This is a genomic window from Streptomyces longispororuber, from assembly GCF_024448165.1.
Taxonomy (GTDB): Bacteria; Actinomycetota; Actinomycetes; order Streptomycetales; family Streptomycetaceae; genus Streptomyces; species Streptomyces longispororuber_A.
Map to the genome: position 1 here is coordinate 1 of NZ_JAMOLN010000157.1, position 25,420 is coordinate 25,420.

The 25,420-nt window shown below is 72.2% G+C and carries 22 protein-coding genes; 5 read left to right on the forward strand and 17 right to left on the reverse strand.

The genetic code is table 11. The features are described from left to right. The coding region (locus tag M4J07_RS33905; RefSeq protein WP_308284798.1) for a DUF6777 domain-containing protein at positions 1 to 724 on the reverse strand (724 nt) is incomplete at its 3' end. Positions 725 to 829: 105 nt separating this feature from the next. Here M4J07_RS33905 and M4J07_RS33910 point away from each other — a divergent pair. Then, positions 830 to 2,236, forward strand: a complete 1,407-nt coding sequence (locus M4J07_RS33910; RefSeq protein ID WP_255978242.1) for a lipase maturation factor family protein — start codon at positions 830 to 832, stop codon at positions 2,234 to 2,236. Here M4J07_RS33910 and M4J07_RS33915 read toward each other — a convergent pair. The 8 genes from M4J07_RS33915 to M4J07_RS33950 form a co-directional block, all read right to left on the reverse strand. After that, entirely contained in the window at positions 2,197 to 3,057 is an 861-nt protein-coding gene (locus tag M4J07_RS33915; protein WP_255978244.1) for an amidohydrolase family protein, read from the reverse strand. The two genes, M4J07_RS33910 and M4J07_RS33915, sit on opposite strands and share 40 nt — an antisense overlap. Further along, the gene (locus M4J07_RS33920; protein WP_255978246.1) at positions 3,054 to 3,368 is read right to left on the reverse strand and encodes an L-rhamnose mutarotase; all 315 of its coding nucleotides are present in this window, start codon (positions 3,366 to 3,368) and stop codon (positions 3,054 to 3,056) included. Before M4J07_RS33920 ends, M4J07_RS33915 begins: the two co-directional genes overlap by 4 nt. Beyond that, positions 3,365 to 4,360: an aldo/keto reductase gene (locus tag M4J07_RS33925; protein WP_255978249.1), complete on the reverse strand. Its 996-nt coding sequence runs from the start codon at positions 4,358 to 4,360 to the stop codon at positions 3,365 to 3,367. Before M4J07_RS33925 ends, M4J07_RS33920 begins: the two co-directional genes overlap by 4 nt. 5 nt (positions 4,361 to 4,365) lie before the next feature. Beyond that, positions 4,366 to 5,130 (reverse strand): SDR family NAD(P)-dependent oxidoreductase, encoded by a 765-nt coding sequence (locus M4J07_RS33930; RefSeq protein ID WP_255978251.1) that lies wholly within the window; start codon positions 5,128 to 5,130, stop codon positions 4,366 to 4,368. Further along, positions 5,127 to 6,494 (reverse strand): L-fuconate dehydratase, encoded by a 1,368-nt coding sequence (locus tag M4J07_RS33935; RefSeq protein ID WP_255978253.1) that lies wholly within the window; start codon positions 6,492 to 6,494, stop codon positions 5,127 to 5,129. Before M4J07_RS33935 ends, M4J07_RS33930 begins: the two co-directional genes overlap by 4 nt. Positions 6,495 to 6,542: 48 nt before the next feature. Beyond that, on the reverse strand, positions 6,543 to 7,583 hold the full coding sequence (locus M4J07_RS33940) for an ABC transporter permease (protein ID WP_255978255.1): 1,041 nt from the start codon (positions 7,581 to 7,583) through the stop codon (positions 6,543 to 6,545). Between the two features lie 104 nt (positions 7,584 to 7,687). Continuing rightward, positions 7,688 to 9,220 carry a sugar ABC transporter ATP-binding protein gene (locus M4J07_RS33945; protein ID WP_255978257.1) on the reverse strand — a complete coding sequence of 511 codons (1,533 nt, stop codon included), beginning with the start codon at positions 9,218 to 9,220 and terminating at the stop codon, positions 7,688 to 7,690. Then, a complete protein-coding gene (locus tag M4J07_RS33950; RefSeq protein ID WP_255978260.1) occupies positions 9,217 to 10,317 on the reverse strand; it encodes a sugar ABC transporter substrate-binding protein in 1,101 nt (366 codons plus the stop codon). Before M4J07_RS33950 ends, M4J07_RS33945 begins: the two co-directional genes overlap by 4 nt. Before the next feature lie 230 nt (positions 10,318 to 10,547). On the opposite strand from M4J07_RS33950, the gene M4J07_RS33955 reads away from it, so the two are divergent. Next, positions 10,548 to 11,246 carry a FadR/GntR family transcriptional regulator gene (locus tag M4J07_RS33955; protein ID WP_255978262.1) on the forward strand — a complete coding sequence of 233 codons (699 nt, stop codon included), beginning with the start codon at positions 10,548 to 10,550 and terminating at the stop codon, positions 11,244 to 11,246. 31 nt (positions 11,247 to 11,277) lie between these two features. Here the strand turns inward: M4J07_RS33955 and M4J07_RS33960 are convergent, their stop codons facing one another. Next, positions 11,278 to 12,129: a helix-turn-helix domain-containing protein gene (locus M4J07_RS33960; protein WP_255978265.1), complete on the reverse strand. Its 852-nt coding sequence runs from the start codon at positions 12,127 to 12,129 to the stop codon at positions 11,278 to 11,280. Between the two features lie 193 nt (positions 12,130 to 12,322). On the opposite strand from M4J07_RS33960, the gene M4J07_RS33965 reads away from it, so the two are divergent. Next, positions 12,323 to 13,213, forward strand: coding sequence for an alpha/beta hydrolase (locus tag M4J07_RS33965; RefSeq protein WP_255978267.1), 891 nt, complete (start codon positions 12,323 to 12,325; stop codon positions 13,211 to 13,213). Positions 13,214 to 13,227: 14 nt separating this feature from the next. On the opposite strand, the gene M4J07_RS33970 is transcribed toward M4J07_RS33965, so the two are convergent. Next, positions 13,228 to 13,953, reverse strand: coding sequence for a TetR/AcrR family transcriptional regulator (locus M4J07_RS33970; protein WP_255978269.1), 726 nt, complete (start codon positions 13,951 to 13,953; stop codon positions 13,228 to 13,230). A 139-nt stretch (positions 13,954 to 14,092) separates the two neighbouring features. Between M4J07_RS33970 and M4J07_RS33975 the strand changes: the two genes are divergently transcribed. Beyond that, the gene (locus M4J07_RS33975) at positions 14,093 to 15,574 is read left to right on the forward strand and encodes an APC family permease (RefSeq protein ID WP_255978271.1); all 1,482 of its coding nucleotides are present in this window, start codon (positions 14,093 to 14,095) and stop codon (positions 15,572 to 15,574) included. A gap of 30 nt (positions 15,575 to 15,604) precedes the next feature. Then, complete coding sequence (locus tag M4J07_RS33980) at positions 15,605 to 17,254, forward strand: amidohydrolase (RefSeq protein ID WP_255978273.1); 1,650 nt, start codon at positions 15,605 to 15,607, stop codon at positions 17,252 to 17,254. Here the strand turns inward: M4J07_RS33980 and M4J07_RS33985 are convergent. From M4J07_RS33985 to M4J07_RS34010, 6 genes are all read right to left on the reverse strand, one after another. Next, positions 17,233 to 17,763, reverse strand: coding sequence for a hypothetical protein (locus M4J07_RS33985; RefSeq protein ID WP_255978275.1), 531 nt, complete (start codon positions 17,761 to 17,763; stop codon positions 17,233 to 17,235). The two genes, M4J07_RS33980 and M4J07_RS33985, sit on opposite strands and share 22 nt — an antisense overlap. After that, complete coding sequence (locus M4J07_RS33990) at positions 17,756 to 18,736, reverse strand: formylglycine-generating enzyme family protein (RefSeq protein WP_255978277.1); 981 nt, start codon at positions 18,734 to 18,736, stop codon at positions 17,756 to 17,758. Before M4J07_RS33990 ends, M4J07_RS33985 begins: the two co-directional genes overlap by 8 nt. Before the next feature lie 89 nt (positions 18,737 to 18,825). Continuing rightward, complete coding sequence (locus M4J07_RS33995; protein ID WP_255978279.1) at positions 18,826 to 20,373, reverse strand: alpha-L-fucosidase; 1,548 nt, start codon at positions 20,371 to 20,373, stop codon at positions 18,826 to 18,828. A gap of 21 nt (positions 20,374 to 20,394) precedes the next feature. After that, on the reverse strand, positions 20,395 to 22,257 hold the full coding sequence (locus M4J07_RS34000; RefSeq protein ID WP_255978282.1) for a beta-N-acetylhexosaminidase: 1,863 nt from the start codon (positions 22,255 to 22,257) through the stop codon (positions 20,395 to 20,397). Continuing rightward, positions 22,254 to 24,617 (reverse strand): alpha-L-fucosidase, encoded by a 2,364-nt coding sequence (locus M4J07_RS34005; RefSeq protein WP_255978284.1) that lies wholly within the window; start codon positions 24,615 to 24,617, stop codon positions 22,254 to 22,256. The genes M4J07_RS34000 and M4J07_RS34005 overlap by 4 nt, the downstream gene beginning before the upstream one ends. Before the next feature lie 267 nt (positions 24,618 to 24,884). After that, positions 24,885 to 25,058: a hypothetical protein gene (locus M4J07_RS34010; RefSeq protein WP_255978286.1), complete on the reverse strand. Its 174-nt coding sequence runs from the start codon at positions 25,056 to 25,058 to the stop codon at positions 24,885 to 24,887. Between the last annotated feature and the right edge of the window lie 362 nt (positions 25,059 to 25,420).

Consider the following 25,420-nt stretch of genomic DNA (forward strand, 5'->3'; position numbering starts at 1 on the left):
TCCAGGTGTTGTTGACGATGTTGATGATGGTGATGTTCTGGATGATCTTCGGGGCCGGGGTCACCACGACGACCTGGGTGGGCCGGTAGCCGCTCCACGCCTGGCCCTGGTGGTTCGGGGTGCCGCGGAGCGCGACGGGCGGCTTGAGCGGGTTGCCGCAGGCGCACCGCACGCGGGGCATGCCGCGCTCGTCGACGAGGACCGCGGTGCCGGCCTGGAGCACGGACTGGAACGTGGTGGCGTGGCCGTCGCGATAGCCGTGGTTGGTGACGCGGGTGTCGCCGCGCAGCACGACGGAGGTCAGTCCGCGCAGGTAGGCGGGGATGTCGGCGCGGGAGGTGCCGGACGCCTCGGCGAACGCGCCGGCCTTGGCGCGGTCGGCGGTGAGGAAGCGGATCTGCTGCTCGACGTCGCAGCTGCCGACGGCGTGGGTGCCGCCGTAGAGGCCGGGGGTCGCGCCGGAGATCTCACGGACGCCCTGGGCGGTGGGCGTACCGGTCGGCGACGGTTGCGGCGTTCGGGTGACGGGCGCGGGGCTCGCGTCGGAGGTGGCGGTGGAGTCGGTGAACGGGTCGGGGCCCTGCGCGGCGACCGGCTGCAGGAACAGCTCGCCCTTGCCGTCGGCGGCGCTCCCGCCCCCGTCGCCCGAGCATCCGGCGAGCAGCAGCGCCGCGGATATCCCGAGGGCCGTGACGTACGTTCTGGTCCTGGTCCGTGCGTGCACGTGCTCTCCCACCTGCGTAGCGACACTGTGCACCTATTGTCCGGAACGTCCTTCCGGGGGTCGCAAGTCGTGACCTTGTCGCGGAGCGGGGCCCACACTGAGGGTGTGGACTGGTTCGGTGCTTCCGGTCAGTGGCTCGGCCGCCTGGTGTTCCAGCGCGGTCTCGCGGCGCTGTACCTGGTCGCGTTCCTGGGCGCCGCGCTCCAGTTCCGGGCGCTGATCGGGGAGCGCGGGATGCTGCCGGTGCCGCGGTTCCTGGCGCGGGTGCCGTGGCGGCGGGCGCCCACCGTGTTCCGCGCGCACTACTCGGACCGGTTCTTCGCGGGCTGCGCGTGGACCGGTGCGGCGGTCGCGGCGGCGCTGCTGGCGGGGGCGGACGGGCTGCTGCCGCTGTGGGGCGCGATGCTGCTGTGGCTGGTGCCGTGGGCGCTGTACCTGTCGATCGTGAACGTCGGCCAGACCTGGTACGGCTTCGGCTGGGAGTCGCTTCTCCTGGAGGTCGGCTTCCTCGCCGTGTTCCTCGGCAACGACGAGGTGGCGCCGCCGGTCCTGGTGCTGTTCCTGCTGCGCTGGGTGCTGTTCCGGCTGGAGTTCGGCGCGGGTCTGATCAAGATGCGGGGCGACGCCTGCTGGCGGAAGCTGACGTGTCTGTACTTCCATCACGAGACGCAGCCGATGCCGGGCCCGCTCAGCTGGTTCTTCCACCACCTGCCGCGCCCGCTGCACCGGGTGGAGGCCGCGGCCAACCACGTGACCCAACTCGTCGTCCCGTTCCTGCTGTTCGCCCCGCAGCCGGTCGCGACGGCGGCGGCCGCGCTGATGATCGTCACCCAGCTGTGGCTGGTCCTGTCGGGGAACTTCGCGTGGCTGAACTGGCTGACGGTCGTGCTGGCCGCGTCCGTCCTCGGCCTCGGCGCCCCGCACCCGGCACCGGAGCCGTCCGCTCCCCCGCTCTGGTACGAGGTCCTGGTCCTGGTCCTCACGGTCGCGGTGGCCGTCCTCAGCTACCGGCCCGTCCGCAATCTGTTCTCCCGGCGCCAGTCGATGAACCGGTCCTACGACTCCCTGCACCTGGTCAACACGTACGGGGCGTTCGGCACCGTCGGCCGGGTCCGGCAGGAGATCGTGATCGAGGGCACGGCGGACGAGGTGCCGCACCGGGATTCGGACTGGCGGGCCTACGAGTTCAGGGGCAAGCCCGGTGACCCGCGCCGCCTGCCGCGCCAGTTCGCTCCGTACCACCTGCGGCTCGACTGGATGATGTGGTTCGCCGCCCTGTCGCCCGCGTACGCCCGCTCCTGGTTCGAGCCGTTCATCGAGCGGCTCCTGGAGGGCGACCGGGACACGCTGCGGCTGCTGCGGCACTGCCCGTTCCCGGACGCGCCGCCCGTGCACGTCCGGGCGCGCGTGTACCGCTACCGGTACACGACGTGGCGGGAGCTGCGGGCGACGGGCGCGTGGTGGGAGCGGACCTACGTGCGCGAGTTCCTGCCGCCGACCCGGCTGAGGTAGACGCGGCGTGCCGTGCCGGCGAAGACGTCCTCGTCCGCCCCGCCCACCAACGCGCGGGCGCTGTCGAGGACCTGCTCGTACGAGGCGGCGAGGGTGCACACGGGCCAGTCCGAGCCGAACAGGACGCGTTCGGGTCCGAAGGCGGCCAGGACCGTGTCCGCGTAGGGCCGCAGGTCGTCGACGGTCCACCGCTTCCAGTCGGCCTCCGTGACCAGGCCCGAGAGTTTGCAGGCGGTGTTGGGGAGGGCGGCCAGGGCCCGTACGTCGGTGCGCCAGGGTTCGAGCGCGCCCGACGCGATCGGCGGCTTGCCCAAGTGGTCCAGGACGAAGGTGAGTTCGGGGTGGTTCCGGGCGGCCTGCACGCAGGCGGGCAGCTGGTGGGGCAGGACGACGAGGTCGTACACGAGATCCTGCCGGGCGACGGCGGCGAGGCCGCGGCGCACGTCCGGGCGGAGCAGCCACTCCGGGTCGGCCTCCCCCTGGACCTGGTGGCGGATGCCCACCAGGTGCTCCCCGCCCGGGAGTGCGCGCAGCCGGTCCAGCTCGTCGGCCACGCCGGGTGCCGTCAGGTCGGTCCAGCCGACGACGCCCGCCACGAGGTTGCTGCGCCCCGCGAGCGCGAGGAACTCGGGGGTCTCCTCGGCGACGGTGACCGTCTGCACGAGGACGGTCGCCGTGACGCCCGCGGCCCGGGCCTCGGGGGCGAGGTCGTCGAGGGTGAAGTCGCGGCGGATCGGGGCGAGTTCGGGTCCGGTGATCCAATCCTGGTCGCGGACGGAGAGGTCCCAGACGTGGTGGTGGGCGTCGACGATCCCCGTCACGGCAGCTCCCAGACCACGGGCAGGCCCGCGTCGGCGCCCTCGGCGGAGTAGTCGTGGACGACGTCCAGGAGTCCGGCCATCCGGGTCTGCCAGGCGGTGTTCACCGGCAGCGCGTCGAGTTCGGCGAGCAGCCGGGCGTAGTCCTCGCACTCCAGGACGTGGAACAGGTCCGTGCCGCTGCGCCAGATCGTCCAGCGGCTGGCCCCGGCGGCCCGGATGGCGGCGACGAGTTCGGCGGGGACCTCCCGGTGGGCGGCCTCGTACTCCTCGACGCGGTCGGCGCGGACCGTGGTGTGCAGGGCGACTCTCACGCGTGGTTCTCCCGTTCGGGGGTGGGGACGTCAGCGGCCAGCAGGTTCAGGTCGCGTGCCTCCTGCCAGAACTCGGCGGGCACCGGCGTCTCGAACTGCTGGACCGTGTCGGCGACTTCGGCCGCGGAGCGGGTGCCGACGAGGACGCTGGTGACGGCCGCGTGTCCGAAGGGGAAGGCGAGGGCGGCGGCCCGCAGCGTGGTGCCGTGCCGCTCGGCGAGCGCCTTCAGCTTCAGGGCGCGGGTGAGGACTTCGTGCGACGCGAGGGTGTAGTCGAACGTGGCGCCCTGCTTCGGGTCGGCGAGCAGCCCCGAGTTGAAGACGCCGCCGATGACGACGGAGACGCCGCGTTCGGCGGCCGCGGGCAGCAGCCGGGTCAGCGCTCCCTGGTCGAGCAGGCTGTAGCGGCCGGCGCACAGCACCACGTCGATGTCGGTGTCGCGGACGAACCGGGTCAGCATCCCGGCCTGGTTCATGCCCGCGCCGATGGCCGACACGAGGCCCTCCCCGCGCAGCCGTTCCAGCTCCGGGTAGGCCTCGCCGAAGGCCTGCTCGGCGTGGTCGTCGGGGTCGTGCAGGTAGACCACGTCGATCCGGTCGAGGCCGAGGCGGCCGAGGCTGTCCTCGATGGAGCGGCGCACCCCGGCCGCGCTGAAGTCCCACACGCGCCGGTACGCGGCCGGGACCGCGAAGCCACCGGCCCGGTCCTCGCCCTTGCCGTCGTGCGGTTCGAGGAGCCTGCCGACCTTGGTGGACAGCGTGTAGGAGGTGCTGGGCCGACTGCGCAGGTACTCGCCGACGCGCCGCTCGGACAGGCCGATGCCGTAGTGCGGTGCGGTGTCGAAGTAGCGCATGCCCGCGTCCCAGGCCGCGTCGACGGCGGCGTACGCCTCGTCGTCGCGGACCGGGGTGAACAGGTTGCCGATGCCGGCGGCGCCGAAGCCGAGTTCGGTGACCGGGACGCCGCTGCGGCCCAGTTTCCGGGTCCGCACGGCGCTCACTGCCCTTCGGGGCGCAGTCGCAGGCCCTGCATGCCGCCGTCGACGGCGAGCGCGGTGCCGGTGGTGGCGCCGGACAGCGGGCTCGCCAGGTAGGCGACGGCGCCCGCGACCTCGTCGGCGGAGACCAGCCGGCCGGTGGGCTGGCGGGCTTCGAGTGCGGCGCGTTCGGCGGCCGGGTCGTCGGCCCGGTCGAGGAGCCGGCCGACCCACGGGGTGTCCGCGGTGCCGGGGTTGACGCAGTTGACGCGGATGCCCTCGCGTATGTGGTCGGCGGCCATGGCGAGGGTGAGCGAGTACACGGCGCCCTTGGACGCGGAGTACAGGGCGCGCTGCGGGAGGCCCGCGGTGGCGGCTATGGAGCAGGTGTTGACGATGGCGGCCCGGCCGGACTCGCGCAGGGCGGGCAGCGCGGCACGGGCGACGCGCACCATGCCGACGACGTTGACGTCGAGGACGCGGTGCCATTCGGCGTCGTCGTTGTCGGCGACGGTGCCCTGGGCGCCGATGCCCGCGTTGTTGACGAGGACGTCGAGTCCGCCGAGGTCCGCGACGGCCGCGGCCACGGCGGTCCGTACGGTGGCGTCGTCGGTGACGTCGGCGGTGTATCCGCGCAGCGGCTTCTCCACGGTGGAGACGTCGAGGTCGAGGACGGCGACCTCGGCGCCGCGCGCCGCGAGCAGGTCGGCGGTGGCCCGGCCGAGGCCGGAGGCGCCGCCGGTGACGAGGGCCTTGAGCCCGGTGAAGTCAGCGAGGTCGGTCATGCTGCGGCTCCGTTCGTGTGCGGTTCTGCGGTGGCGCGGTCAGCAAGGTCCTTGGTCCAGAACTCGCCGTCGGGGTAAGTGAATTCGGCGATCGACTCGGGCCGCATCTCGGCGGAGAAGCCGGGTGCGGCCGGGGCCGTGTAATGACCCTCGCGGATGACGACCGGGTCGAGGAAGTGGTCGTGCAGGTGGTCGACGTACTCGATGACGCGGTCGTCGGTCGTGCCGGTCACGGCGACGTAGTCGAACATCGACAGGTGCTGGACGAGTTCGCACAGGCCGACGCCGCCCGCGTGCGGGCAGACGGGGACGCCGAACCTGGCGGCGAGCAGCAGGATCGCGAGGTTCTCGTTGACGCCGCCGACCCGGGCGGCGTCGATCTGCAGGACGTCGATGGCGCCGGCCTGGAGGAGCTGCTTGAAGACGATGCGGTTCTGGACGTGTTCGCCGGTGGCGACCTTCACGGGGGCGACGTCCTTGCGGATCGCGGCGTGCCCGAGGACGTCGTCGGGGCTGGTCGGCTCCTCCACCCAGTACGGGTCGAAGTCGGCGAGCGCGCGGGTCCAGCGGATCGCCTCGTCGACGTTCCAGCGCTGGTTGGCGTCGATGGCCATCCGGATGTCGGGGCCGATGACCTCGCGGGCGGTGCGGCAGCGGCGGATGTCGTCGTCGAGGTCGGCGCCGACCTTCAGCTTGATCTGGGTGAAGCCGTCGGCGACGGCCTGCCGGGCGAGGCGGGTGAGCTTCTCGTCGGAGTAGCCGAGCCAGCCGGGCGAGGTGGTGTAGCCGGGGTAACCGCGCTCCAGGAGGCGGGCGGTGCGTCCGGTGGCGCCGCGGCGGCCCGACTCCAGGATCTCCAGGGCCTGTTCGGGGGTGAGCGCGTCGGCGATGTACCGGAAGTCGATCTGCGACACCAGCCACTCGGGTTCGGCCTCGGCGAGCAGCCGCCACAGCGGCTTGGCCGCGCGCTTGGCGGCGAGGTCCCAGACCGCGTTGACGACGGCGCCGATCGCCATGTGCATCACGCCCTTCTCGGGCCCGAGCCACCGCAGCTGACTGTCGCCGACCAGGTCGCGGTTGAGGCTGCCCGGGTCGGCGCAGAGCTCGTCGACGGGGCGGCCGACGACGTGGTGGCGCAGCGCGCGGATCGCGGCGACCTGCACGTCGTTGCCGCGGCCGATGGTGAACGTGAAGCCGTGCCCCTCGTGTCCGTCGGGGTCGTCGGTGCGCAGCACGACGTACGCGGCGGAGTAGTCGGGGTCCGGGTTCATGGCGTCGGAGCCGTCCAGTTCCCGGGAGGTCGGGAACCGGATGTCGTAGGTGTCGACCGCGGTGACGCGTGAACGAGAGGGGGTCGGGGTCACGGGATGCCTTTCGGGCAGGGGGCCGCCTGCGCGGCCGCGGTGGTGGCGTCAGTCCTGGGCGCGGCCGGTGGTGACGCGGGCGATCATCAGGGCGAGCAGGATGATTCCGCCGTAGATGGCCTGGATCCAGAAGGACGGCACCTGGGCGAGGGTGAGCAGGTTCTGGACGACGCCGAGCAGCAGGACACCGGTGAGAGCGCCGAACATGGTGCCCTTGCCGCCGTCGAGGCTGATGCCGCCGATGACCGCCGCGGCGAACACCGTGAAGATCATGTTGTTGCCCTGGTTGGCGCTGATGGCGCCGACATAGCCGGTCTGCATGATGCCGCCGACCGAGGCGAGGACACCGGCGACGACGAACACGCCGAGCATGACCCGCTCGACGCGGATGCCGGCGGCGCGGGCGGCGTCGGCGTTGCCGCCGATCGCGTACAGGGCGCGGCCCACCCGGTGGTACTTGAGGATCACGCCGGCGACGCCGAAGCAGACGGCGGCGAGCCACACCGACATGGGGATGCGCAGGAACGTGGTCGTCGCGAGGGAGAAGAAGGCGTCCGGCATGCCGAAGAGGGTCTTGCCCTTGGTCGCGCCGACGAGCAGGCCGCGCAGCACGATCAGCATGGCGAGCGTCACGATGAAGGCGTTCAGCTTCAGCTTCACGACGAGGACGCCGTTGAACGCGCCGATGACCGCGCCCGCGACGAGGACCGCCAGCAGGGCGAGCGCGGAAGGGAACTCGGTGCCGAAGCCGGACTGGGCCACCGGGAGGACGAGCAGGGCGCCGAAAGCCGGGGCGATGCCCACGACCGATTCGAGCGACAGGTCGAACTTGCCGGTGATCAGGACGAGGGACTCGGCCAGGACGACCATCGCCAGGGCGGCGGAGGCGCCGAGGATCGAGATGAGGTTGCGCTCGGTGAGGAAGCTGTCGTTGACGATCGCGCCGAGGATCATGAGCAGCAACAGGGCCGGTACGAGCGCGAGTTCGCGGGCGCGGCGCAGCATCACGTTCTTGGCGGAGGCGGTCGCCGCGGTGGGGCGGGGGCCGGTGGTCGGGGTCGAGGCCGACGGGGCCTTGATGTCAGCCATGGTGGGCTCCTTGGCGCCTGATCGCCGTGGGGGTCTGGTGTCGTCGGGCGGGTGCGGGTGCGCTGTGGTGGCTCGCGCCGTTCCCCGCGCCCCTGAGGGGCGCGTCAGTGGTGGTCATCGCCCACCCCCTCGATCGACGCGATGAGGTCGTGGTCGGTCCAGCCGGCCGCGTGCTGCGCCACGACCCGTCCGTGGAAGAGGACCAGGACGCGGTCGCAGCGGCGCAGGTCGTCCAGTTCGTCGGAGACGACGAGGACCGCGGTGCCGTCGTCGCGGGCGTTGTCGACGCGGCGCAGCAGGGACTCCTTGGACTTCACGTCGACGCCGGCGGTCGGGTTGATGAGGACCAGCAGGTGCGGGTCGGAGGCCAGGGCGCGGGCCATGACCACCTTCTGCGCGTTGCCGCCGGAGAGGTCCGAGACGGGTTGCTCGGGGCCCTCGGTGTGGATGTCGAGGCGGTCGATCAGGTCGCGGGCGAAGGCCCGCTTGCGGTCGGTGCCGACGAAGCCGTAGCGGCCCAGGCGGTCGAGCACGGTCATCGTCGCGTTGTCGCCGATGCTCATGCCGGTGACCAGGCCCTGGTCGTGGCGGTCCCGGGGCACGCAGCCCACTCCGGCCCGCAGCGCCGCCGACACGTCGCCGAAGGGGAGTTCGCGGCCGTCGAGGCGGGCCGTGCCCGAGGTGGGCGTGTGCAGTCCGGCCAGTGACTCGGCGAGGTTGATCTTGCCGCTGCCGCTGGAGCCGGCCAGGCCGACGACCTCGCCGCGCCGCACGGTGAGCGACACGTCGGCGTAGCTGTCCGAGGTCAGGTGCTCGACGGACAGGACGACCGGGGCGTCGACCCCGTCCTGTTCCCTCACCGCTTCCGCGGCGGCCGCCGCCTGCTCGGCGATCGCCTCGCCGGCCATCGCCTCCACCAGGGCGGCGCGCGGCAGTTCGGCGACGGGGGCCGTGGTGATCCAGCGGGCGTCGCGCAGCACGGTGACCGTCTGGCAGACCTCGTACACCTCCTGGAGGTGGTGCGAGATGAACAGGAAGGTGACACCGGAGTCCTGCAGCGCCCGCATCCGGGCGAAGAGCCGCTCGATCTCCTTGTTGTCGAGCTGGGCCGTCGGCTCGTCGAGGACGATGAACCGGGCGCCGCCGCTCAACGCCCGGGCGATCTCGACCATTTGGCGGTCCTCGACCTTGAGGTCGGCGGTGCGCGCGTCGGGGTCGACGTGGATGTCCCAGGTGTGCAGCAGCTGTTCGGCCTCCGTGCGCAGCTTCTTCCAGCTGAAGAAGCCGCGCCGGGAGTCGGGCTGACGGTTGATGAAGAGGTTCTCCGCGACCGTCAGCTCCGGTACGACGGTGGGCTTCTGGTAGACGCAGGCCACCTTGGCGCGCCACGCCTCGCGGTCACCGAGCGGGGGCGCGGGCTCGCCGTCGAACAACAGCGAGCCCGCGTCCGGTGCCTGAAGGCCCGTCAGGACGGTGACGAGGGTGGACTTGCCCGCGCCGTTGCGGCCGACCAGCGCGTGGGACTCGCCCGCGCGCACGGTCAGCCGGCCGTCGGCGAGGGCCACCGTGGGCCCGTACCGTTTGGCGATGCCCGTGGCCTCCACCAGGGGGGCCGACGGGGTGCTGGGTGCCGTCATTTGACCGTGTTTCCCCACAGCTCGGGGTCGTCGACGTTGTCCTTGGTGACCAGCGGCGCGGGCAGCTGGTCCTCCAGGATGCCGCTGGGCAGCTTGACGATCGTGGAGTCGTGGTCGGTCGGCCCGGGCTTGAACGTCTTCCCCTGCATCGCGGCCTTGATGTAGTACATGCCGTACTTGGCGTACGAGTCGGCGGGCTGCGAGACGGTGGCGTCGATCTGGCCCTTGCGGATGGCGTCGAACTCCTGCGGGATGCCGTCGTTGGAGACGATCGCGATGTGGCCCGCGCTGCCCGCTTTCTTGAGCATGCCCTTGGACTTGAGGGTCTGCAGGGTCGGCGCGAGGTAGACGCCGCCCGCCTGCATGTAGATGCCCTTGATGTCGGGGTTGGCGTTGAGCAGGGTGTCCAGCTTGGAGGCGGCGGTGTCCGACTCCCACTTGGCGGGGATCTCCAGGACCTTCAGCTTCGGGTACTTCGTCTTCACGCAGTCGCGGAACGCCTTGGAGCGGTCCCGGCCGTTGACGGAGGCCAGGTCGCCCATGATCTGCACGACCTTGCCGGTCTTGACCTGGCTGCCGAGGTAGTCGCAGGCCTTCTCGCCGTACGCGACGTTGTTGGCGCGCACGACCATGGCGACCTTGCCCTTCTCGGGCGCGACGTCCACGGCGACGACCGGGACGCCCTTGCGCTCGGCCTGGTCGAGGCCGGCGGCGATGGCGGCGCTGTCCAGCGGGGCGACGACGAGGCCCTTGACGCCCTGGTTGAGCTGGTTGTTGATGTCGGTGATCTGCTGCGAGGGGTCGCTGTTGGAGTTGACCGTCTTCAGCGCGTCGACGCCCTCGGACTTCGCCATCTTCGGCACGTAGTCGTTGTACGACTGCCAGAACGGCGAGGTCAGCAGGGGCAGGATGACGCCGACCTTGCCCTTGCCGTCGCCGCCTCCCCCGCCGCTCGCGCCGGCCGCGTCGTCCTTGGTGCTGCCGCACGCGCTGAGGACGAGGGCGGCGCACCCCAGGAGGGCCGCCGCACGCACCGTCCGTCCTCTCGACGCCCTCGCGGCCTTCGAACGCTTCGTGCCCTTCGTGGTGCCAGTCATCGGACCGCTCCTCGGCTCCGGAAGTCATGGAGTGCGACCGGGTCCTGCCCGTCCCGAACCGGCCGCGCCGAGATATTTATCAGACCACTTCGCCTCGACGACACCCTTCGTACCCAAGTTCTCTCGGGTTTTACGCCTCCGAGACCTCAGATAGGTCCGACCACCTCCGTAGTGGTCGGACCACCTTCGTGATTAGACTGCGGCGCATCCGGCCGTAGGAGGACGTCATCGTGGAGCAGACCGCCCCCCAGAAGGGCACCGTCACGGAACGGGCGATCGAGCAGATCAAGGCGATGATCGGCGGCGGCAGCCTGGAGCCCGGCGAACGGCTGCCCACGGAACGGGACCTGGCGGCGCAGCTGGGCATCTCCCGGTCGTCGATGCGGGAGGCGATCCGGGCCCTGACCGTGCTCGGCGTCCTGGAGGCCCGGCACGGTTCGGGCATCTACGTCACGCAGTTGGAGGCCGGGGACCTGCTGGAGACGTTCGGGGTGGTCGCGGACCTGTCGCGCGGCCCGCGCCTGGTCGAACTCCTGGAGGTCCGCCGGATCCTGGAGTCGACCGCCACGGCGCTGGCCGCCGCGCGCATCACCCGGCCGCAGCTCGCCGAGGTCGAGGAGCACCTGGCCGCGATGGAGGCCACCGACGACCCGGAGGAGATCCTCTCCCACGATCTGGCGTTCCACCGCGCGATCGTCTCCGCGGCGGGCAACGAGACGATGGCGGCGATCCTGGAGGGCCTGTCGTCGCGGACGTTCCGGGCGCGGGTCTGGCGGGGCTACCAGGAGGAGGGGGCGTTCGAGCGGACCCGGCGCGAGCACGCCAGGATCCACCGGGCGCTGGTCGCCCACGACCCGGAGGCGGCGCGGGCCGCCGCCGCGGCGCACGTCGGCGAGGTGGAGGAGTGGCTGCGGTCCCAGCTGGACTGAGCCGGCCCGAAGGGGGCCCGCCGCCCCGGGCCTAGAGGGCCGCGGGCTGCTGCCAGGACGCCAGGATGCGCAGGCCGTCGTGGGACGGCGAGCCCGGCTCCGCGGTCCACACGACGAGCTTCATGTCGGGGTCGTCCGTGCACGCGAGGGCTTCCCAGTCGAGCGTGAGGTCACCGGCGACGGGGTGGCGCAGCACTTTGCTGCCGCCGCGGTGGGAGGCGACCCGGTGATCGCCCCACCAGCGCCGGAAGTCGTCGTCCAGCATCGACAGCTCACCGACGAGCTGCGCCATGCGCTGGTCCTGCGGATGACGGCCCGCTTCCCTGCGCAGCATCGCCACACAGGCCCGCGCGGTCTGCTCCCATTCGACGTGAATCGATTTCATCACCGGGTCGCGGAACACCAGCCACGGGTAATTGCGGTAGCGCTCCGGAATGCGTGAGAAATCGACGAGGAGGGCCGCCGCCATCGGATTCCAGGCCAGCACGTCCATACGGCGTCCCAGCACCATGGCCGGGGTCGTGGGGAGTTCGTCGAGCAGCCGCCGTAGCTGCGGCGGCACCTGCTGGGCCGGCCGGCGCCCGCTCCGTCCGGCGACGGTCCGGCCCGCGATCTCGAAGAGGTACGCCCGCTCCTCGTCGTCGAGGTGCAGCACCCGCGCGAGGGTGTCGAGCACCGGGGCCGAGGCCTGCCTGCGCCCCTGTTCGAGGCGGGTGTAGTAGTCGGTGCTGATCGAGGCGAGCAGCGCCACTTCCTCCCGCCGCAGCCCCTTGACCCGCCGCTTGACGCCGGAGTCGGGCAGCCCGACCGTACGGGGGCTGAGTTCCGCCCTGCGGGCCTTCAGGAATTCTCCGAGTTCGCCCGGGTGCGCATCGCCGCTCATGTCTGCAGTGTGCCAGGGAGTGCGGCCCGCGTGAGGGGGACAGTTCTGTCCCAGGACACCGCTGTCCCGGGCCGGAAAGGGCCCATTGTGGGCGCAGGGGCCGCATGTGAGTGTCGATGTCGTGCCGTTCACCGGCACACGGAGAATTTCCCCCAGGCATGAATTGCTCATGCACGAATAGAGGCGAACGAGAATGCAGGCGGACGTCACCTTCCCCAGCAACGGCAAGACCCTCGCCGGACACCTCTGGACCCCCGGCGACCTCGTGGCGGGCGAGCGCCGGCCCGCGGTCGTGGTCGGGCACCCGACGACGGGAGTGAAGGAGCAGACCGCCGATCTGTACGCGCGGCGCCTCGCCGACGCGGGACTGGTCGCGCTGACCTTCGACGCGGCGTACCAGGGCGAGAGCGAGGGCCTGCCGCGCGGTCTGGAGGATCCCTTCCAGCGTGCCGACGACTTCCGTCACGCGGTGTCGTACCTGACGACCCGCGCCGAGGTCGATCCCGGCCGGATCGGCGTCCTCGGCATCTGCGGCTCGGGCGGCTACGCCCCGTACGCGGCGCAGACCGACCACCGGATGAAGGCCGTGGCGACGGTCAGCGCCGCGGACGTGCCGGGCTTCTTCCGGGGCGCCGACCCGGCGGACTTCCAGGAACTGGTCGCGCAGGCCGGGCAGGCGCGCAGCGAGGAGGCCGCGGGCGGTCCGGTCCGGATGGTGCCGGTGCTGCCGGACACGGTCGACGCGTCCACCCCGGCGGCGGTGGCCGAGTTCTACGACTACTACCGCACGCCGCGCGCCCGGCACCCGCGCTCGATCGGGGCGTACGCGCTGCGCAGCGCCGACCAGCTCGACCAGTTCGACGCGTACGCCGACGTCCACAAGATCGCCCCGCGCCCCCTGCTGATGATCGCCGGATCCGAGGCGGTGACGCTGCCGTTCAGTCAGGGAGCGGTGGCGCAGGCCGGTCCCACCGCCGAACTGTTCACCGTCGAGGGCGCGACCCACGTCGATCTCTACGACCGGCCGGAGGCGGTCGGCCCGGCCGTCGCGAGGCTCGTCGGCTTCTTCGGCGACCACCTCTGAGTCTCAGCTGGGTCTCAGCGCCCTGTCCCCGCCCCCGCCGCACCCGGCGGGGGCGCCGCCGCTTCCAGCGCCGACAGCAGCAGATCGAGGGCCGCCGCGAAGGAGCTGCCCGCCATCAGCGGCAAGTGCCGCCGTACCGCGGCGAGTTGGGGATGCTCCTGCGGGGAGAGCCGCGCGTACTCCCCCTCCCACGCCCGGTCGTCCGCGGCCCGGCGCTCCGGCGGCAGCGCCAGGTGCGCGGCGTCGAGCGCCGCGTGCCCGAGGACGGTGTCCACGAACGCCGAGTAGTGCCGCACGGCGTCCTCGTCGCCGAACCCGGCCCGCCGCAGCAGTCCGATCCCGGCCTCCACCGACCGGAACTCGTTGGCCCGGCGCGTCACCCGGTACGCCGCGAGCGCCGCGACCCGGGGATGCTCCCGGTAGCCGCGGTGGATGCGCAGCGCCATCTCCCGCAGCCCGTCCCGCCACGGCATCCGGTCCGGCTCGAAGCCGGCCATGGACTCGCCGATGATCCGGTCCGCGACGGCGAGCAGCAGGTCGTCCGTGTTGTGGAAGTACCGGTACAGGGCGCTCGGGTCGCAGCCGAGCGCCGCCCCGAGCCGGCGCACGCTCAGGGCGTCGGGCCCGTGCTGCCCGACGAGCCGCAGCGCGCACTCCACGATCGTCTCCTCGGACAGCAGCACCCCAGTCTTGGTCGGCTTGCGCCGCCGGCGTTCCGCCGGGATCCGCCCCTCGGCCATCCCATCCCCTTCCCGTCGGCGACTCCGCTCCTCCTTATGTCAACACCATTGACGCAACGTTGACAAGGCCGGTTTGATCGCAGCCTCCTCCCCCCGCACCGTCTGTCGTCCCTCGTTCTCCGGTCCCAGGAGTCTGTCCATGAGAAGCGAACCCCCAGGTCTGAGCCGTTCCCTCGGCGTCGTGGACGGCATCGCCGTCGCCGCGTCCAGCACCGCGGCCACCACCAGCATCGGCATCGGGATGGGGTCGCTGGCCGCGACGGTGGGCCTGCAGGCCCCGGCGATCCTGCTCGTCGCGTTCGTGCCGATCCTGGGCATCGCGACCGCGTACGCACGGCTCAACCGCGACGAGCAAAACATGGGCAGCGGTTATGTCTGGGTGGGCCGGTCGCTCGGCCCCTGGCTCGGGTTCCTGACCGGGTGGGTGACGCTGGTCGGCACCCTGATCTTCATGGCCTACACGACCGCGGTGACCGGCTCGGTGTTCCTGCAGTTCGCCGTCAAGGCGCACCTGGAGACCGTCGGCGGGCTGCGGCTCGACCCCAACTCGACGGCCCTGTCCACCGTCGTCGGTCTGGTGGTGCTCGCCGCCGTCACGGTCACGGCCGTCACCGGCATCCGCAAGGCGACCCGGCTGCAGACCTGGCTGCTCGTCTTCGAGTACGCGGTGCTGCTCGGGTTCTGCGGCTGGGCCCTGGTCACCGGCTCGCACGGCTTCTCCTGGTCGTGGCTGAACCCGCTGGACATCCACGACGGCACCGGCTTCGCGCAGGGCCTGGTGCTCGCGGTGTTCTTCTTCTGGGGCTGGGACGCCGCGTTCAGCGTCACGGAGGAGACCGGCGACGTCCGGGACGCGGGGCGCGGCGGGTTCATCGCCCTGTTCACGATGCTCGCGCTGTTCCTGTACGGGTCCCTGGCCTTCCAGCGCGAGATGTCCCTGCCCGAGCTGGTCGAGCAGGGCCCGCAGGCCCTCACCCACCTCGGGGCGAAGCTCGCCGACGAGCCGTGGGCGACCCTGCCCCTGCTCGCGCTGCTGTTCTCCGCGGTGGCCTCGCTGCAGTCCAGTGTCATTCCGACGGCGCGCGGGCTGCTCGCCATGGGCCGGGACCGCACGATGGGCCCCGTGTGGACGAAGGTCAGCCCGCGCTACGGCTCGCCGGCCGCCGGCACGGTCCTCGTCACGGCGATCTCGGCGGGCCTCGCCCTGCTCGCCCTGGCCATCCCGAAGCTGAACGAGATGATCCTCGCGGCGGTGAACTCCATCGGTCTCGTCGTCGCGCTCTACTACGGGCTCACGGCGCTGGCCTGCGCCGTCCGGTTCCGCGGGATGCTGCGCACCGCGCCCCGCCAGGCGCTGCGCGCGGTCGTCGCGCCGGGCCTGAGCGGGCTCGCGCTGCTCGGCATCGGCGCGTACCTCGCCCGCGACTACGCCACGATGAGCGACCGGTTCGAACTCAGCCCGGACAACGGCTGGTTCATGCTGTCCGTGCCCGCCGCGATCGTCGTGTCCGGCGTCGTGATGGCGGCCGTCGCCAAGTACCGGCGCCGCTCCCCCTATTTCGTCACCGGGCGCGGCACGGACGCCGACGCCGCCGCGCTGACCGCCATCGACGTTCCGTAACACCCGTCACAGCACAAGGAGTTGCCGCACATGCCCGACACCGCACACGCCGACCTCGTCCTGACCGGCGGCCCGGTCCACACCAACTCCCCCGCCCGGTCCCGGGCCACCTCGGTGGCCGTCCGCGGCGAGCGGATCGTCGCCGTCGGCCACGACGAGGTGCGCGAGCTGATCGGCCCGCGCACCGAGGTCGTCGATCTCGCGGGGAAGCTGCTGGTACCGGGGTTCCAGGACGCGCACGCGCATCCGGTCGGCGGCGGCCTGGAGCTCGGCCAGTGCGATCTGAGCGGGGAGACGACGTTCGCCGCGTACCGGGAGCGGATCGCCGCGTACGCGCGGGAGCACGCCGACGACGAGTGGATCACCGGCGGCGGCTGGGCGATGGAGGCGTTCCCCGGTGGCCTGCCGACGGCCGCCGAACTGGACGCCCTGGTCCCCGACCGGCCGGTGTACCTGGTCAACCGCGACCACCACGGGGCGTGGGTCAACTCCCGTGCGCTGGAACGTGCCGGGATCGACGCCCGTACGCCCGACCCGGCGGACGGCCGCATCGAGCGCGACGCGGACGGCGTCCCGACGGGCATGCTCCAGGAGGGCGCGGCGAACCTGGTGGGCCGGCTGCTGCCGCAGGTCACCAGGGAGGAGCGGATCGCCGGTCTGCTCCGGGCCCAGGCGCTCCTGCACTCGCTGGGCATCACGGCGTGGCAGGACGCGCTGCTCGGCGAGCACGCCAACCTCACCGACCCGACCGACGCGTACCTGGCCTGCGCCGCCGACGGCCGGCTCACCGCGCGCGTGGTCGGTGCCCTGTGGTGGGACCGGGCGCGCGGCACCGAGCAGATCGAGGAACTGGTGGCCCGGCGCGCGGCGGGCACCCTCGGGCGGCTCCGCTCCACGTCGGTGAAGATCATGCAGGACGGTGTCGCCGAGAACGGTACGGCGGCGCTGCTCGGCCCGTACCTCGACGGGTGCGGCTGCGCCTCGGACAACAGCGGCATCAGCTTCGTGCCGCCGGAGGCGCTGAAGAAGTACGTCACCGAGCTCGACGCGCAGGACTTCCAGGTGCACTTCCACGCGCTCGGCGACCGGGCCGTGCGGGAGGCGCTGGACGCGGTGGAGGCGGCGCGGCGGGCCAACGGCCGGCGCGACACCCGCCCGCACCTGGCGCACCTCCAGGTCGTGCACCCGGACGACATCGGCCGGTTCAGGGAGCTCGGCGCGAGTGCGAACATGCAGCCGCTGTGGGCGGCGCACGAGCCGCAGATGGACGACCTGACGATTCCGTTCCTCGGCGCGGAGCGGGCGTCGTGGCAGTACCCGTTCGGGGCGCTGCTGCGGTCGGGGGCGACGCTGGCCGCGGGCAGCGACTGGCCGGTGAGCAGCCCCGACCCGATCCAGGGCATCCACGTCGCGGTGAACCGGGTGCTCGACGACGCGCCCGACGGCACCCCGGTGTTCCTGCCCGAGCAGCGCATCGGCCTGGCGGACGCGCTCAGCGCGTACACGGCGGGCAGCGCGTACGTGAACCACCTCGACGACGAGACCGGCACGATCGCCCCGGGGCACCTCGCGGACCTGGTCGTCCTCGACCGGGACCCGTTCGCGGGCCCGGCCGAGGAGATCGGCACGACGAGCGTGGAGCAGACGTTCGTGGGCGGTCAGCGCGTCTTCGGCGGCTGAACCGCCGGCAGGTCGCCGCCCGGGTCGTCCGGGCTGTCGAAGCGGAACGGCACCCCGATCCTGGCGGCGAGTTCACCACCGAGCCGCTCGGCGAGGACCGCCGCCGGATGACGCCGGCCGCGGTCCCCGCCGAGCCGTCGTTCGGCGGCGGACCAGGTGATCGTGGTCAGCGGGGCGCGGCCCGGCGGGTCCCGGGTGACGGCGACCAGGTCCACGAACCAGTCGTGGACGGTGTCGCCGTCCCATGCGGCGGCGATCTCCATGACCTGCCCGGACGCCTCGGCCGCCCGGACCGCCAACGTCTCGATGTCCAGGGGCGGTTCGGGCCGCCGGGTCACCCGGTCGCCGAGCCGCTCGTAGCGCGCGTGCACGGCGAGCTGCGCGTCGTACAGGGGCACGCCGTGCCGGACCAGGACGAGGACGGCGGGCATGAGGGCGTCGCGCAGGACCTGCCGGTCGGTCTCCTCGCGCACCCGTGCGGGGAGCGTGCCCCACACCTCGTCAGGCATCGGCCGCGCACCGGAACCCGCAGTTCCCGCTGCTGGAGTCCGGGGTGTTGGAGGTGCGGGCGGCGACCCGGTAGCGGTTGCAGTACGAGTCGTGGCACAGGTAGGAGCCGCCGCGCATCACCCGGTTCGCGCCCTCGCCGGGGCCGCGCGGGTCCACCGCTGGGGACGCGTCGTGCGTCGCGGTGAACCGGTCGGCGACCCACTCCCACACGTTGCCGACGACGTTGTGGAGGCCGTACGCGTTGGGCCGGTAGGCGTCGACGGGGGCCGTGCCGGTGTGGCCGTCCGCGCCGGTGTCGACCCTCGGGAAGTCGCCCTGCCAGATGTTGCAGCGCCAGTGGCCGCGCGGGGTCAGTTCGTCGCCCCACGGGTAGCGGGCCTGGTCGAGGCCGCCGCGGGCCGCGTACTCCCACTCGGCCTCGGTGGGCAGCCGCTTGCCCGCCCACTGCGCGTACGCCTGCGCGTCGTCCCAGGAGACGTGGACGACGGGGTGCCGGGCCCGGTCGCCGACGCCGGACCCCGGCCCCTCGGGGGCGCGCCAGGTGGCCCCTTCGACGCCGCGCCACCACGGGGTGCCGGCCGGCGCCCGGGCCGCCCGGACCTGCTGCGGGGTGAGGAAGCCCGCGAAGACGTACGACCAGCCGAACCGCTCGGCGGCGGTGACGTGTCCGGTCTCCTTGACGAAGGCCGCGAACCGGGCGTTGGTGACGGCGTGTTCGTCGATGCGGAACGCGGCGACCGTGACCTCGCGCACGGGTCCCTCGCCGTCGCCCGGGTTGGCCCGCTCGTCCTCGTTGCCCATCCGGAACGTGCCGCCGGGCAGCTTCACCATGCCGCGGCCGGAGGGCGCGCGACGCGCGGCGACCGGTTGCGGAACGGGTGCCGGCACGGTGGCGCCGCGGGGCGCGGCGCAGCATGCGGGAGCGGCGGGACCGGTCCCGTCCGCTGTCGCGGAAACGTCGTGCGCGGTCATGGGTCTTCTCCTCGTGCGGGCTCTCCGGCGCTCAGGTGTCCGCCGATCCTCGCACGTGACGGGCGGGGGCCGGGCCCCCGCCCGCCTGCTCACACCTGCGACTTGTAGAGGCCGAACTCCTTGATGTGGACGGCCGACCGGGATCCGGTGACCCGCAGCCGCCAGCGGCGCGCGGTGACCGGTGCCGCCAGCGGCAGGATGCGGGCCGCGCCGATCGTGCCGAGTGCGGCGACGGTCCGCCAGGCTCCGTCCACCTCGGCCTCGACCACGAACTGCTCCACCTGCTGACCGAGCCGGATGTCCTCGGCGAGCCGGATCCGGTCGACGGCGAGGGGCCTGCCGAGGTCGACGGTGCGGCTGCCCGCGCCGTCGTCGGTGACGCGGGCACCGCGCGCCAGGTCCCTGGGCAGCTCCCGGTCGGTGCGCTCGCGGAACTCCTTGAGGCGGGCGACGTCGGCGGCGGGCAGCAGCCCGTCCCGGTCCGGCGGGACGTTCAGGAGCAGGACGGCTCCGCGCCCCACCGACCGGAACCAGATGTCGGTCAACTGCTCGACGGACTTGGGCTGTTGGTCTGCGTGGTAGAACCAGCCCGGCCGGATCGACACATCGCACTCGGCGGGCCACCACTGGAGCGCGGCGGCGGTCGGCTGCGCCTCGACCAGCGCCTCACGGCTGCCGTTGTCCGGCGCGTCGTAGGGCAGCGCGTAGTCGTACTTGCCGTTGCCGGTGTCCTTGACGGGGATGACGCTCCACTCGTTCTCGCGCGCCATGCCGCCCTCGTTGCCGACCCAGCGCACGTCGGGCCCGGACACGGCGATCGAGGCGTCCGGGGCGAGCGCGCGGATCAGGGCGTACCAGCTGTCCCAGTCGTACTTCTCGACCTTGTCGGGCGGGATGCGGCCCTGCGCCCCGTCGAACCACACCTCGTCGACCGGGCCGTACTCGGTGAGCACTTCGTAGAGCTGGTTGAGCATGTGGGCGCCGTAGTCGGTGGCGTCGAGATCGTACGTGGGCAGGTCGCGGCCCGCGCGGTCGTCGCCGTCGACCAGGGTCGGCACGGTGTGGGTGGTGCGGGCGCTGCCGTTGGCGTAGACGCCGTCGAGGTACTGGTTCTCGTCGGCGGGCGAGATGTAGACGCCGACCTTGATGCCGTACTTGCGCATGGAGTCGGCGAACGAGCGCAGCACGTCGCCGCGGCCGTCGCGCCAGCTGCTGCTGACCACGCTGTGCCGGGTGTACCGCGACGGGTAGAGGACGAAGCCGTCGTGGTGCTTGGCGGTGAGGATGGCGAGCTTGAATCCGCCGTCGCGCAGGGCGCGCGCCCACTGGTCGGTGTCGAGCCCGGTGGGCTGGAAGACGTCCGGGTCCTCGTCGCCCGTGCCCCATTCGAGGCCGGTGAAGGTGTTCACGCCGAAGTGCAGGAAGGCGGTCTTCTCCAGCCGCTGCCAGGCGAGTTGGCGCTTGGTCGGGCGGACCTTGGCGGCCTTGGCGACGAGTTCGTCGGGGGTGTCGCCCGGATCGACGGGGATCCGGTAGTGGGGTTCGGCCGGGGTCGCCGCGAAGGCGGGCAGGCCGGTGGTGGCGACGACCGCCGTGGCCGTGCCGGCCAGGAGGGCGTGCCGTCTGCTGAGTGCCATGTGTGCGGGGGTCCCTTCGGTTCAGCGCTGGGTGAGGGTCCAGGTCGTGGGGGTCTCATGGTCCGGCGGGTTCTGGACGAGCCGGCCGTCGGGGGTCACGTCGAGGTTCATCCGGGTGATGGCGCCGGTGATCCGAAATCCCGCGCCGGTCCGGGTCGGCTGCCAGCGCTGGAGGGTGTTCTTCGGGTCGCAGGTCTCCCAGGTGGCGGCGGAGCCGGGCTCCAGCGGCACGTTGAGGGTGAGCTTGCCGCTGCGGGTCTCCAGGCAGCGGGCGCCGTCGGCGGAGGCGATGGTCAGATAGCCGTCGGCGGTGCGGCTCAGGCGTACGTCGGCCGGGGCGGTGCGGTGGCCGCGGTCGGCGAGCGTGTAGGTGCCGTCGGCGAGGGGCACGCGGGTCAGGTCCCGGCGCCCGGGGGCGGTGCCGACGGCGTCGGCCCGGGCAGTGAACCCGGCGTAGTCGGCGTCGGGGTGGGCCGCGCCCCAGGTGGTCTGGGCGATGTGGGCGAGCGGCAGGCGGGCGGCCGCGGCCACCTCGTTCTCGGTCTCGCCGCGGCCGTTGTCCGGCCAGAGGCTGATCTTGGCGCCGGTGATGCCGTCCCGCGAGGCGAGCTTCTCGCCCTCGAAGCTGCGCGGGTCCCACTGCTGGTCGTACAGCTTCTCCGTGTCGGTGTGGAAGCCGCCGCGGACGAGGTAGAGGGAGTAGGCGGCGTTCATCACGGGGTAGCCCTGCGCGATCAGGGTGCTCGGCTTCACCTTCACGTCCAGCCAGTGCTCGACGGTCGTGCCGGGGGTGACGGGCACGGTGTTGGCGCCGGTCAGTCCGTCGTTCCAGATGCGCAGCTGCCGGCCCTTGCTCGCCGCGTACGCCTCGACCTGGTTGACGAAGTCGATGAACGCGTCCTGCGGGGTCGCGTTCGGCCCGTACTTGGCGCGGGCGTACTCCAGGACGTGCGGGTACTTGGCGAAGTCGGAGCCGAGCATGTACTCGTCGGCGCCCATGTGCCACCAGCGGGCGGGGAACACCTCGGCGTACTCGTCGATGAGGCTCTTGTAGTAGGCGAGCGCCTCGGGCTCGGTGATGTCGAGGCGGGACGGCTGGGCCTTGCCGTCGGTGTCGACGAGCTGGAGGTCGGGCCGGTCCTGGATCCACGGGTCCATGTGGCCCGGCGAGTTGATCTCCGGGACGATGGTGACGTGGTACTTCTCGCCGAGCGCGACGAGCCGGCGGATCTCGTCCTTGGTGTAGTACCCCCAGGTGTTGGCCTCGGGGTGGGCGTCGCTCTTCACCTTGATCTCCAGCAGGAGCTGGTTGAGCCTGCGGTACGCCATGTCGCGCACCAGGTTCTCCAGCCAGTCCGTGGAGATGTGGATGTAGCAGGCGCAGACGCCGACGCCGCGTTCCTCGTACCGGGGTACGTCGACGGTGCGTCCGGCGGGTATCTCGTCGCCCTGGGCGAGGAGCTGGAGGAGAGTGCGGGTGCCGTAGAAGGCACCGGTCCCGGCGGCGCCGGTGATCTCCAGGCGGCTTCCGGCCCGCAACTCGTAGCCCTCGGCGCCGAGTTGCTTCTTGTCCGGCCGTACGTCGACGACGATGTCGCCGGGGCGGGACGGGCCGCCGGTGACCGGCACCGTGCCCTTTCCGGCGGCGCGCAGGTCGTCGGCGAGGGTGCGGGCGACGCGCCGGGCAGCGGCATCGCCGGCGACCAGCCGGGTCTTCTCGTCGAACGCGTAACTCCCCTTCTGCGCCGTCCAGTCGGTGAGTGCGGGCAGGACCTTCGGGGGCGCGGCCGCCGGGGTGTCCGCGCGGGCGGCGGAGACCGGCACCGCGGCCAGCAGCAGGGCCAGCACGGCGCCCACGATCCGGGAGGACCTCGTCACGTTCATCGCCCCTGTCCTTCGACCTTGAACACCCACACGTGCTCGCCGGCCCGGCGGGCGGCGGCGGGCACGTCGATCACGAACGCGCCGTCCTTGACGGTCCAGTCGAGCGGCCGGGGGTACCCGAGCATCGTCACCTTGTCGCCGGGGCGCACCGGCACCGGCGCCTCGACCGTGAGCCGGGCCCCGGGTTCGGCGAGGGAGTGGATGTAGAACGCCTTGTTCGGGCGGACGGTGAACCGCAGGTCCTCGCCGAGCTGGGCCATCCGCGCCCAGTACGTGGTGTCGTAGATCGCCTCTCCGTTGACCTTCAGCCAGTGGCCGGTCTCGCGCAGCCGGGTCTGCATGATCTCGGGGATGGTGCCGTCGGCGCGCGGCCCGATGTCGAGGAGGAAGTTGCCGTTCTTCGACACGATGTCGACGAGGCTGTGGACGACCTCCTCGGTGGTCATGTAGCGGTCGTCGGGGGTCTGCGCGTTGTAGCCGTAGGAGAACGGGTCGAGGCCCCGGCTGGACTCCCACTTGGCGACGACCGTGTTGTCGTACGTCGTGTACTCGGGTGTCGTGAAGTCGTGGAAGCCGATCCCGGCGCGGTTGTTGACGGCGACTTCCAGGGGCTTGGGCCGGTTCTTGCCGTGGTTGAAGTACTCGGCGAGGACGTGCAGCGAGTCGTTGTCCCCGCCGATGTCGCACCACATCAGCTGCAGGTCGTACTGGTGGATCAGCTCCAGCATCTGCTGGGCCTGGAAGTCCTTCACGTAGTCCTTGCCGGCCGTGTAGCCGGTGTAGGGGACGGACTCCAGGGTGTACGGGTTGCGCGGGGCGTGCCCCATCCACGGGTTGTCCGGGTTGAACCACTCGGGCATGGAGAAGTACAGGCCGCGGTGGAGCTCGGGCGCGTACTTCTTCGAGGCGTCGAAGAGCTCCTTGACGAGGTCCTTCTTCGGGCCCATCTTGACGGAGTTGCGGTCGGACAGCTTGGTGTCCCACAGCGCGAAGCCCTCGTGGTGCTTGGACGTGAGCACGTGGTACTGGGCGCCCGCGTCCCGGAAGAGCTCCACCCACGCGCGCGGGTCGAACTTGTCGGCGGTGAAGCGCGGGATGAAGTCGTCGTAGGCGAAGTCCTCGCCGTAGACCTCCCTGTGGTGCGCGTACGTCGGGTTGTTCGGGTCCTGCATCTGGTTCCAGTACCACTCGGCGTACTGGGTGCCGACGGGCGCCCAGGCGGGCACGGAGTAGACGCCCCAGTGGATGAAGATGCCGAACTTGGCGGCGTGGAACCAGTAGGGCGCCTGGTGTCCGGAGAGCGAGGCCTCGGTCGGCTGGTAGTCGGGCACGCCGAGCGTCAGCTTCCGCGCCGCGGTGGCCGCCCGGCTGCCGCGGCCGGTGGCGACGACCGTTCCGTCCTGGACGGTGCCGGGTGCGACGCCGCCCCGGTTGCGGATGCCGACGCGGACCCTGGCCTGCTCCCCCGGGGCGAGCCACTTCACCCGGGCGGGCTCGACGGTGCGGGCGCCGGGCACGTCGACGCCGACGGTCAGCGCGTCGGAGGCGAGGACGGCAACGGTGCCGGCGTTGATCACGGTCGCCTCGACGCTCTGGGCGCCGGTCCCCTCCAGCAGCGAGAAGGTGGAGCGGGCGTCGCGCAGGGCGAGGGCCCGGCCCTCGGCGGCCGGCTGGAGGGAGAGCGCGAAGACGTGCAGGGCCGTCTTGTTCGCCTCGGCGGGATCCAGCTTCGGCAGGGTGAGGGCGACGGCCTCGCGGGTCGCGTCCAGCGCGATCTCGCTGACGCCGATGCCGACGCGGTGGGCGTCCTTGGTGCCGTCGGGCTTGTAGCGGAACGAGGCGCCGACGGTGCCGCTGCCCGCGTACCAGTCGGGGGCGCTCAGGCCCGCGGAGCCCGTGGAGCCGTCGGCGTAGTGGACGGTGGCCTGCCCGGACGCGTCGCCGTAGCTGCCGGCGGCGAGGAACAGGGCCGAGAGGTAGCGGCCCCTGGGCAGCTCGATGCGCTGGCCGAGCGCGACAACGTTGTTCTTCGCGCCCGCCGAGGACGTCGGGAACACATAGGGCACGCCGTCGACTTCGAGCCGTCCGGCGGGCAGCTCCTCGCCGGGGAAGGTGTAGCCGCTGCCGTCGAAGCTGCCGCCGCGGGCGTCGGCGGTGTCGATGCCGTCGTTGTCGAAGTGGGCGTCCAGCGGGACCGGGACCGGGGCGGGGACGGTGCCCCAGTCACCCGCGGCGCCGGCAGCTCCGGCCGCTCCGGTCTGCGCGGCGGCGGCCGGGCCCGCCGTTCCCCACGGCAGAGCGGTCGCGGCAGCCACGACGGCGGCGGCTCCGAGGACCTGGCGTCTTGGGTACGCACTCATGCACAGCACTCCCTGATGGGCGGCTCGGCTTGCATTCATCGGAGGTCTGATGATGCGGGCGCGCACGGGAGCCGTCAATGGACTGTGCAGACAGAGGAGTTGGACAAATGATCCGATGACACTTACGAACCGGCCGGAGCGCTGAACGCCCCCTCGGACATCCACGGAAACCCCCGGAAGCCCCCGGAAGCCCCCGGACACACCTGTGCCCGCACTCCTCGCCGTGGAGGAGTGCGGGCGTACGGTCGGGGCTGCGGACCCCCGGGCTCAGTCGACGCTGGGCAGGATGTGCGGTTCGGCGAGATCGTCCTCGTACCCGGCGAGGCGGATCGGGGCCGACCGGGCCCAGACGTCGAGGCTGCCGAGCTTCTCCGGCCTGCGGCCGGCCCGCTCCGTGCGTTCCTTCGGGCGTTGCTCGCGATTCGTCTTCTCTGGTGTCACCGCGCACTCCTTGTGTGTCGGGTAACCCGCTCCGGCGAGGCCGGGCCCAGCTTCGCGCGGGGCACCGGAGGCCCGATCGGGCTTGAGTGGAAGGCCAGTTCGGGCGCGGTGGCGCCGGTTGTCGCTGGTGGGATCGGCCGTGGTGACCGGCCTCTCCCCGGACGGAACCATGGGTACGGGTGGGACCCACTTGCAGTAACCGTCCGGCTACAGAGTAACCAAATGAGCGGGGGTCCGCTCGATGGGGCTGAAACCCGGGCATCCCCTGGGGGTCGCCGGGTGTTCATTCAGCCACGCGGGGCCGGGCCGACGCGACCGGTTTTCCGCCGTCCGTCCGGTCCGCGTCCGTACGGGTGGGTCAG

What these genes read in the sequence shown, in the direction of transcription:
- M4J07_RS33940 (WP_255978255.1), bottom strand. Translation starts at nt 7,583, where the DNA reads ATGGCTGACATCAAGGCCCCGTCGGCCTCGACCCCGACCACCGGCCCC.
- M4J07_RS33945 (WP_255978257.1), bottom strand. Translation starts at nt 9,220, where the DNA reads ATGACGGCACCCAGCACCCCGTCGGCCCCCCTGGTGGAGGCCACGGGC.
- M4J07_RS33970 (WP_255978269.1), bottom strand. Translation starts at nt 13,953, where the DNA reads ATGGCCGAGGGGCGGATCCCGGCGGAACGCCGGCGGCGCAAGCCGACC.
- M4J07_RS33965 (WP_255978267.1), top strand. Translation starts at nt 12,323, where the DNA reads ATGCAGGCGGACGTCACCTTCCCCAGCAACGGCAAGACCCTCGCCGGA.
- M4J07_RS33975 (WP_255978271.1), top strand. Translation starts at nt 14,093, where the DNA reads ATGAGAAGCGAACCCCCAGGTCTGAGCCGTTCCCTCGGCGTCGTGGAC.
- M4J07_RS34000 (WP_255978282.1), bottom strand. Translation starts at nt 22,257, where the DNA reads ATGAACGTGACGAGGTCCTCCCGGATCGTGGGCGCCGTGCTGGCCCTG.
- M4J07_RS33950 (WP_255978260.1), bottom strand. Translation starts at nt 10,317, where the DNA reads ATGACTGGCACCACGAAGGGCACGAAGCGTTCGAAGGCCGCGAGGGCG.
- M4J07_RS33995 (WP_255978279.1), bottom strand. Translation starts at nt 20,373, where the DNA reads ATGGCACTCAGCAGACGGCACGCCCTCCTGGCCGGCACGGCCACGGCG.
- M4J07_RS33980 (WP_255978273.1), top strand. Translation starts at nt 15,605, where the DNA reads ATGCCCGACACCGCACACGCCGACCTCGTCCTGACCGGCGGCCCGGTC.
- M4J07_RS34005 (WP_255978284.1), bottom strand. Translation starts at nt 24,617, where the DNA reads ATGAGTGCGTACCCAAGACGCCAGGTCCTCGGAGCCGCCGCCGTCGTG.
- M4J07_RS33960 (WP_255978265.1), bottom strand. Translation starts at nt 12,129, where the DNA reads ATGAGCGGCGATGCGCACCCGGGCGAACTCGGAGAATTCCTGAAGGCC.
- M4J07_RS33930 (WP_255978251.1), bottom strand. Translation starts at nt 5,130, where the DNA reads ATGACCGACCTCGCTGACTTCACCGGGCTCAAGGCCCTCGTCACCGGC.
- M4J07_RS33990 (WP_255978277.1), bottom strand. Translation starts at nt 18,736, where the DNA reads ATGACCGCGCACGACGTTTCCGCGACAGCGGACGGGACCGGTCCCGCC.
- M4J07_RS33985 (WP_255978275.1), bottom strand. Translation starts at nt 17,763, where the DNA reads ATGCCTGACGAGGTGTGGGGCACGCTCCCCGCACGGGTGCGCGAGGAG.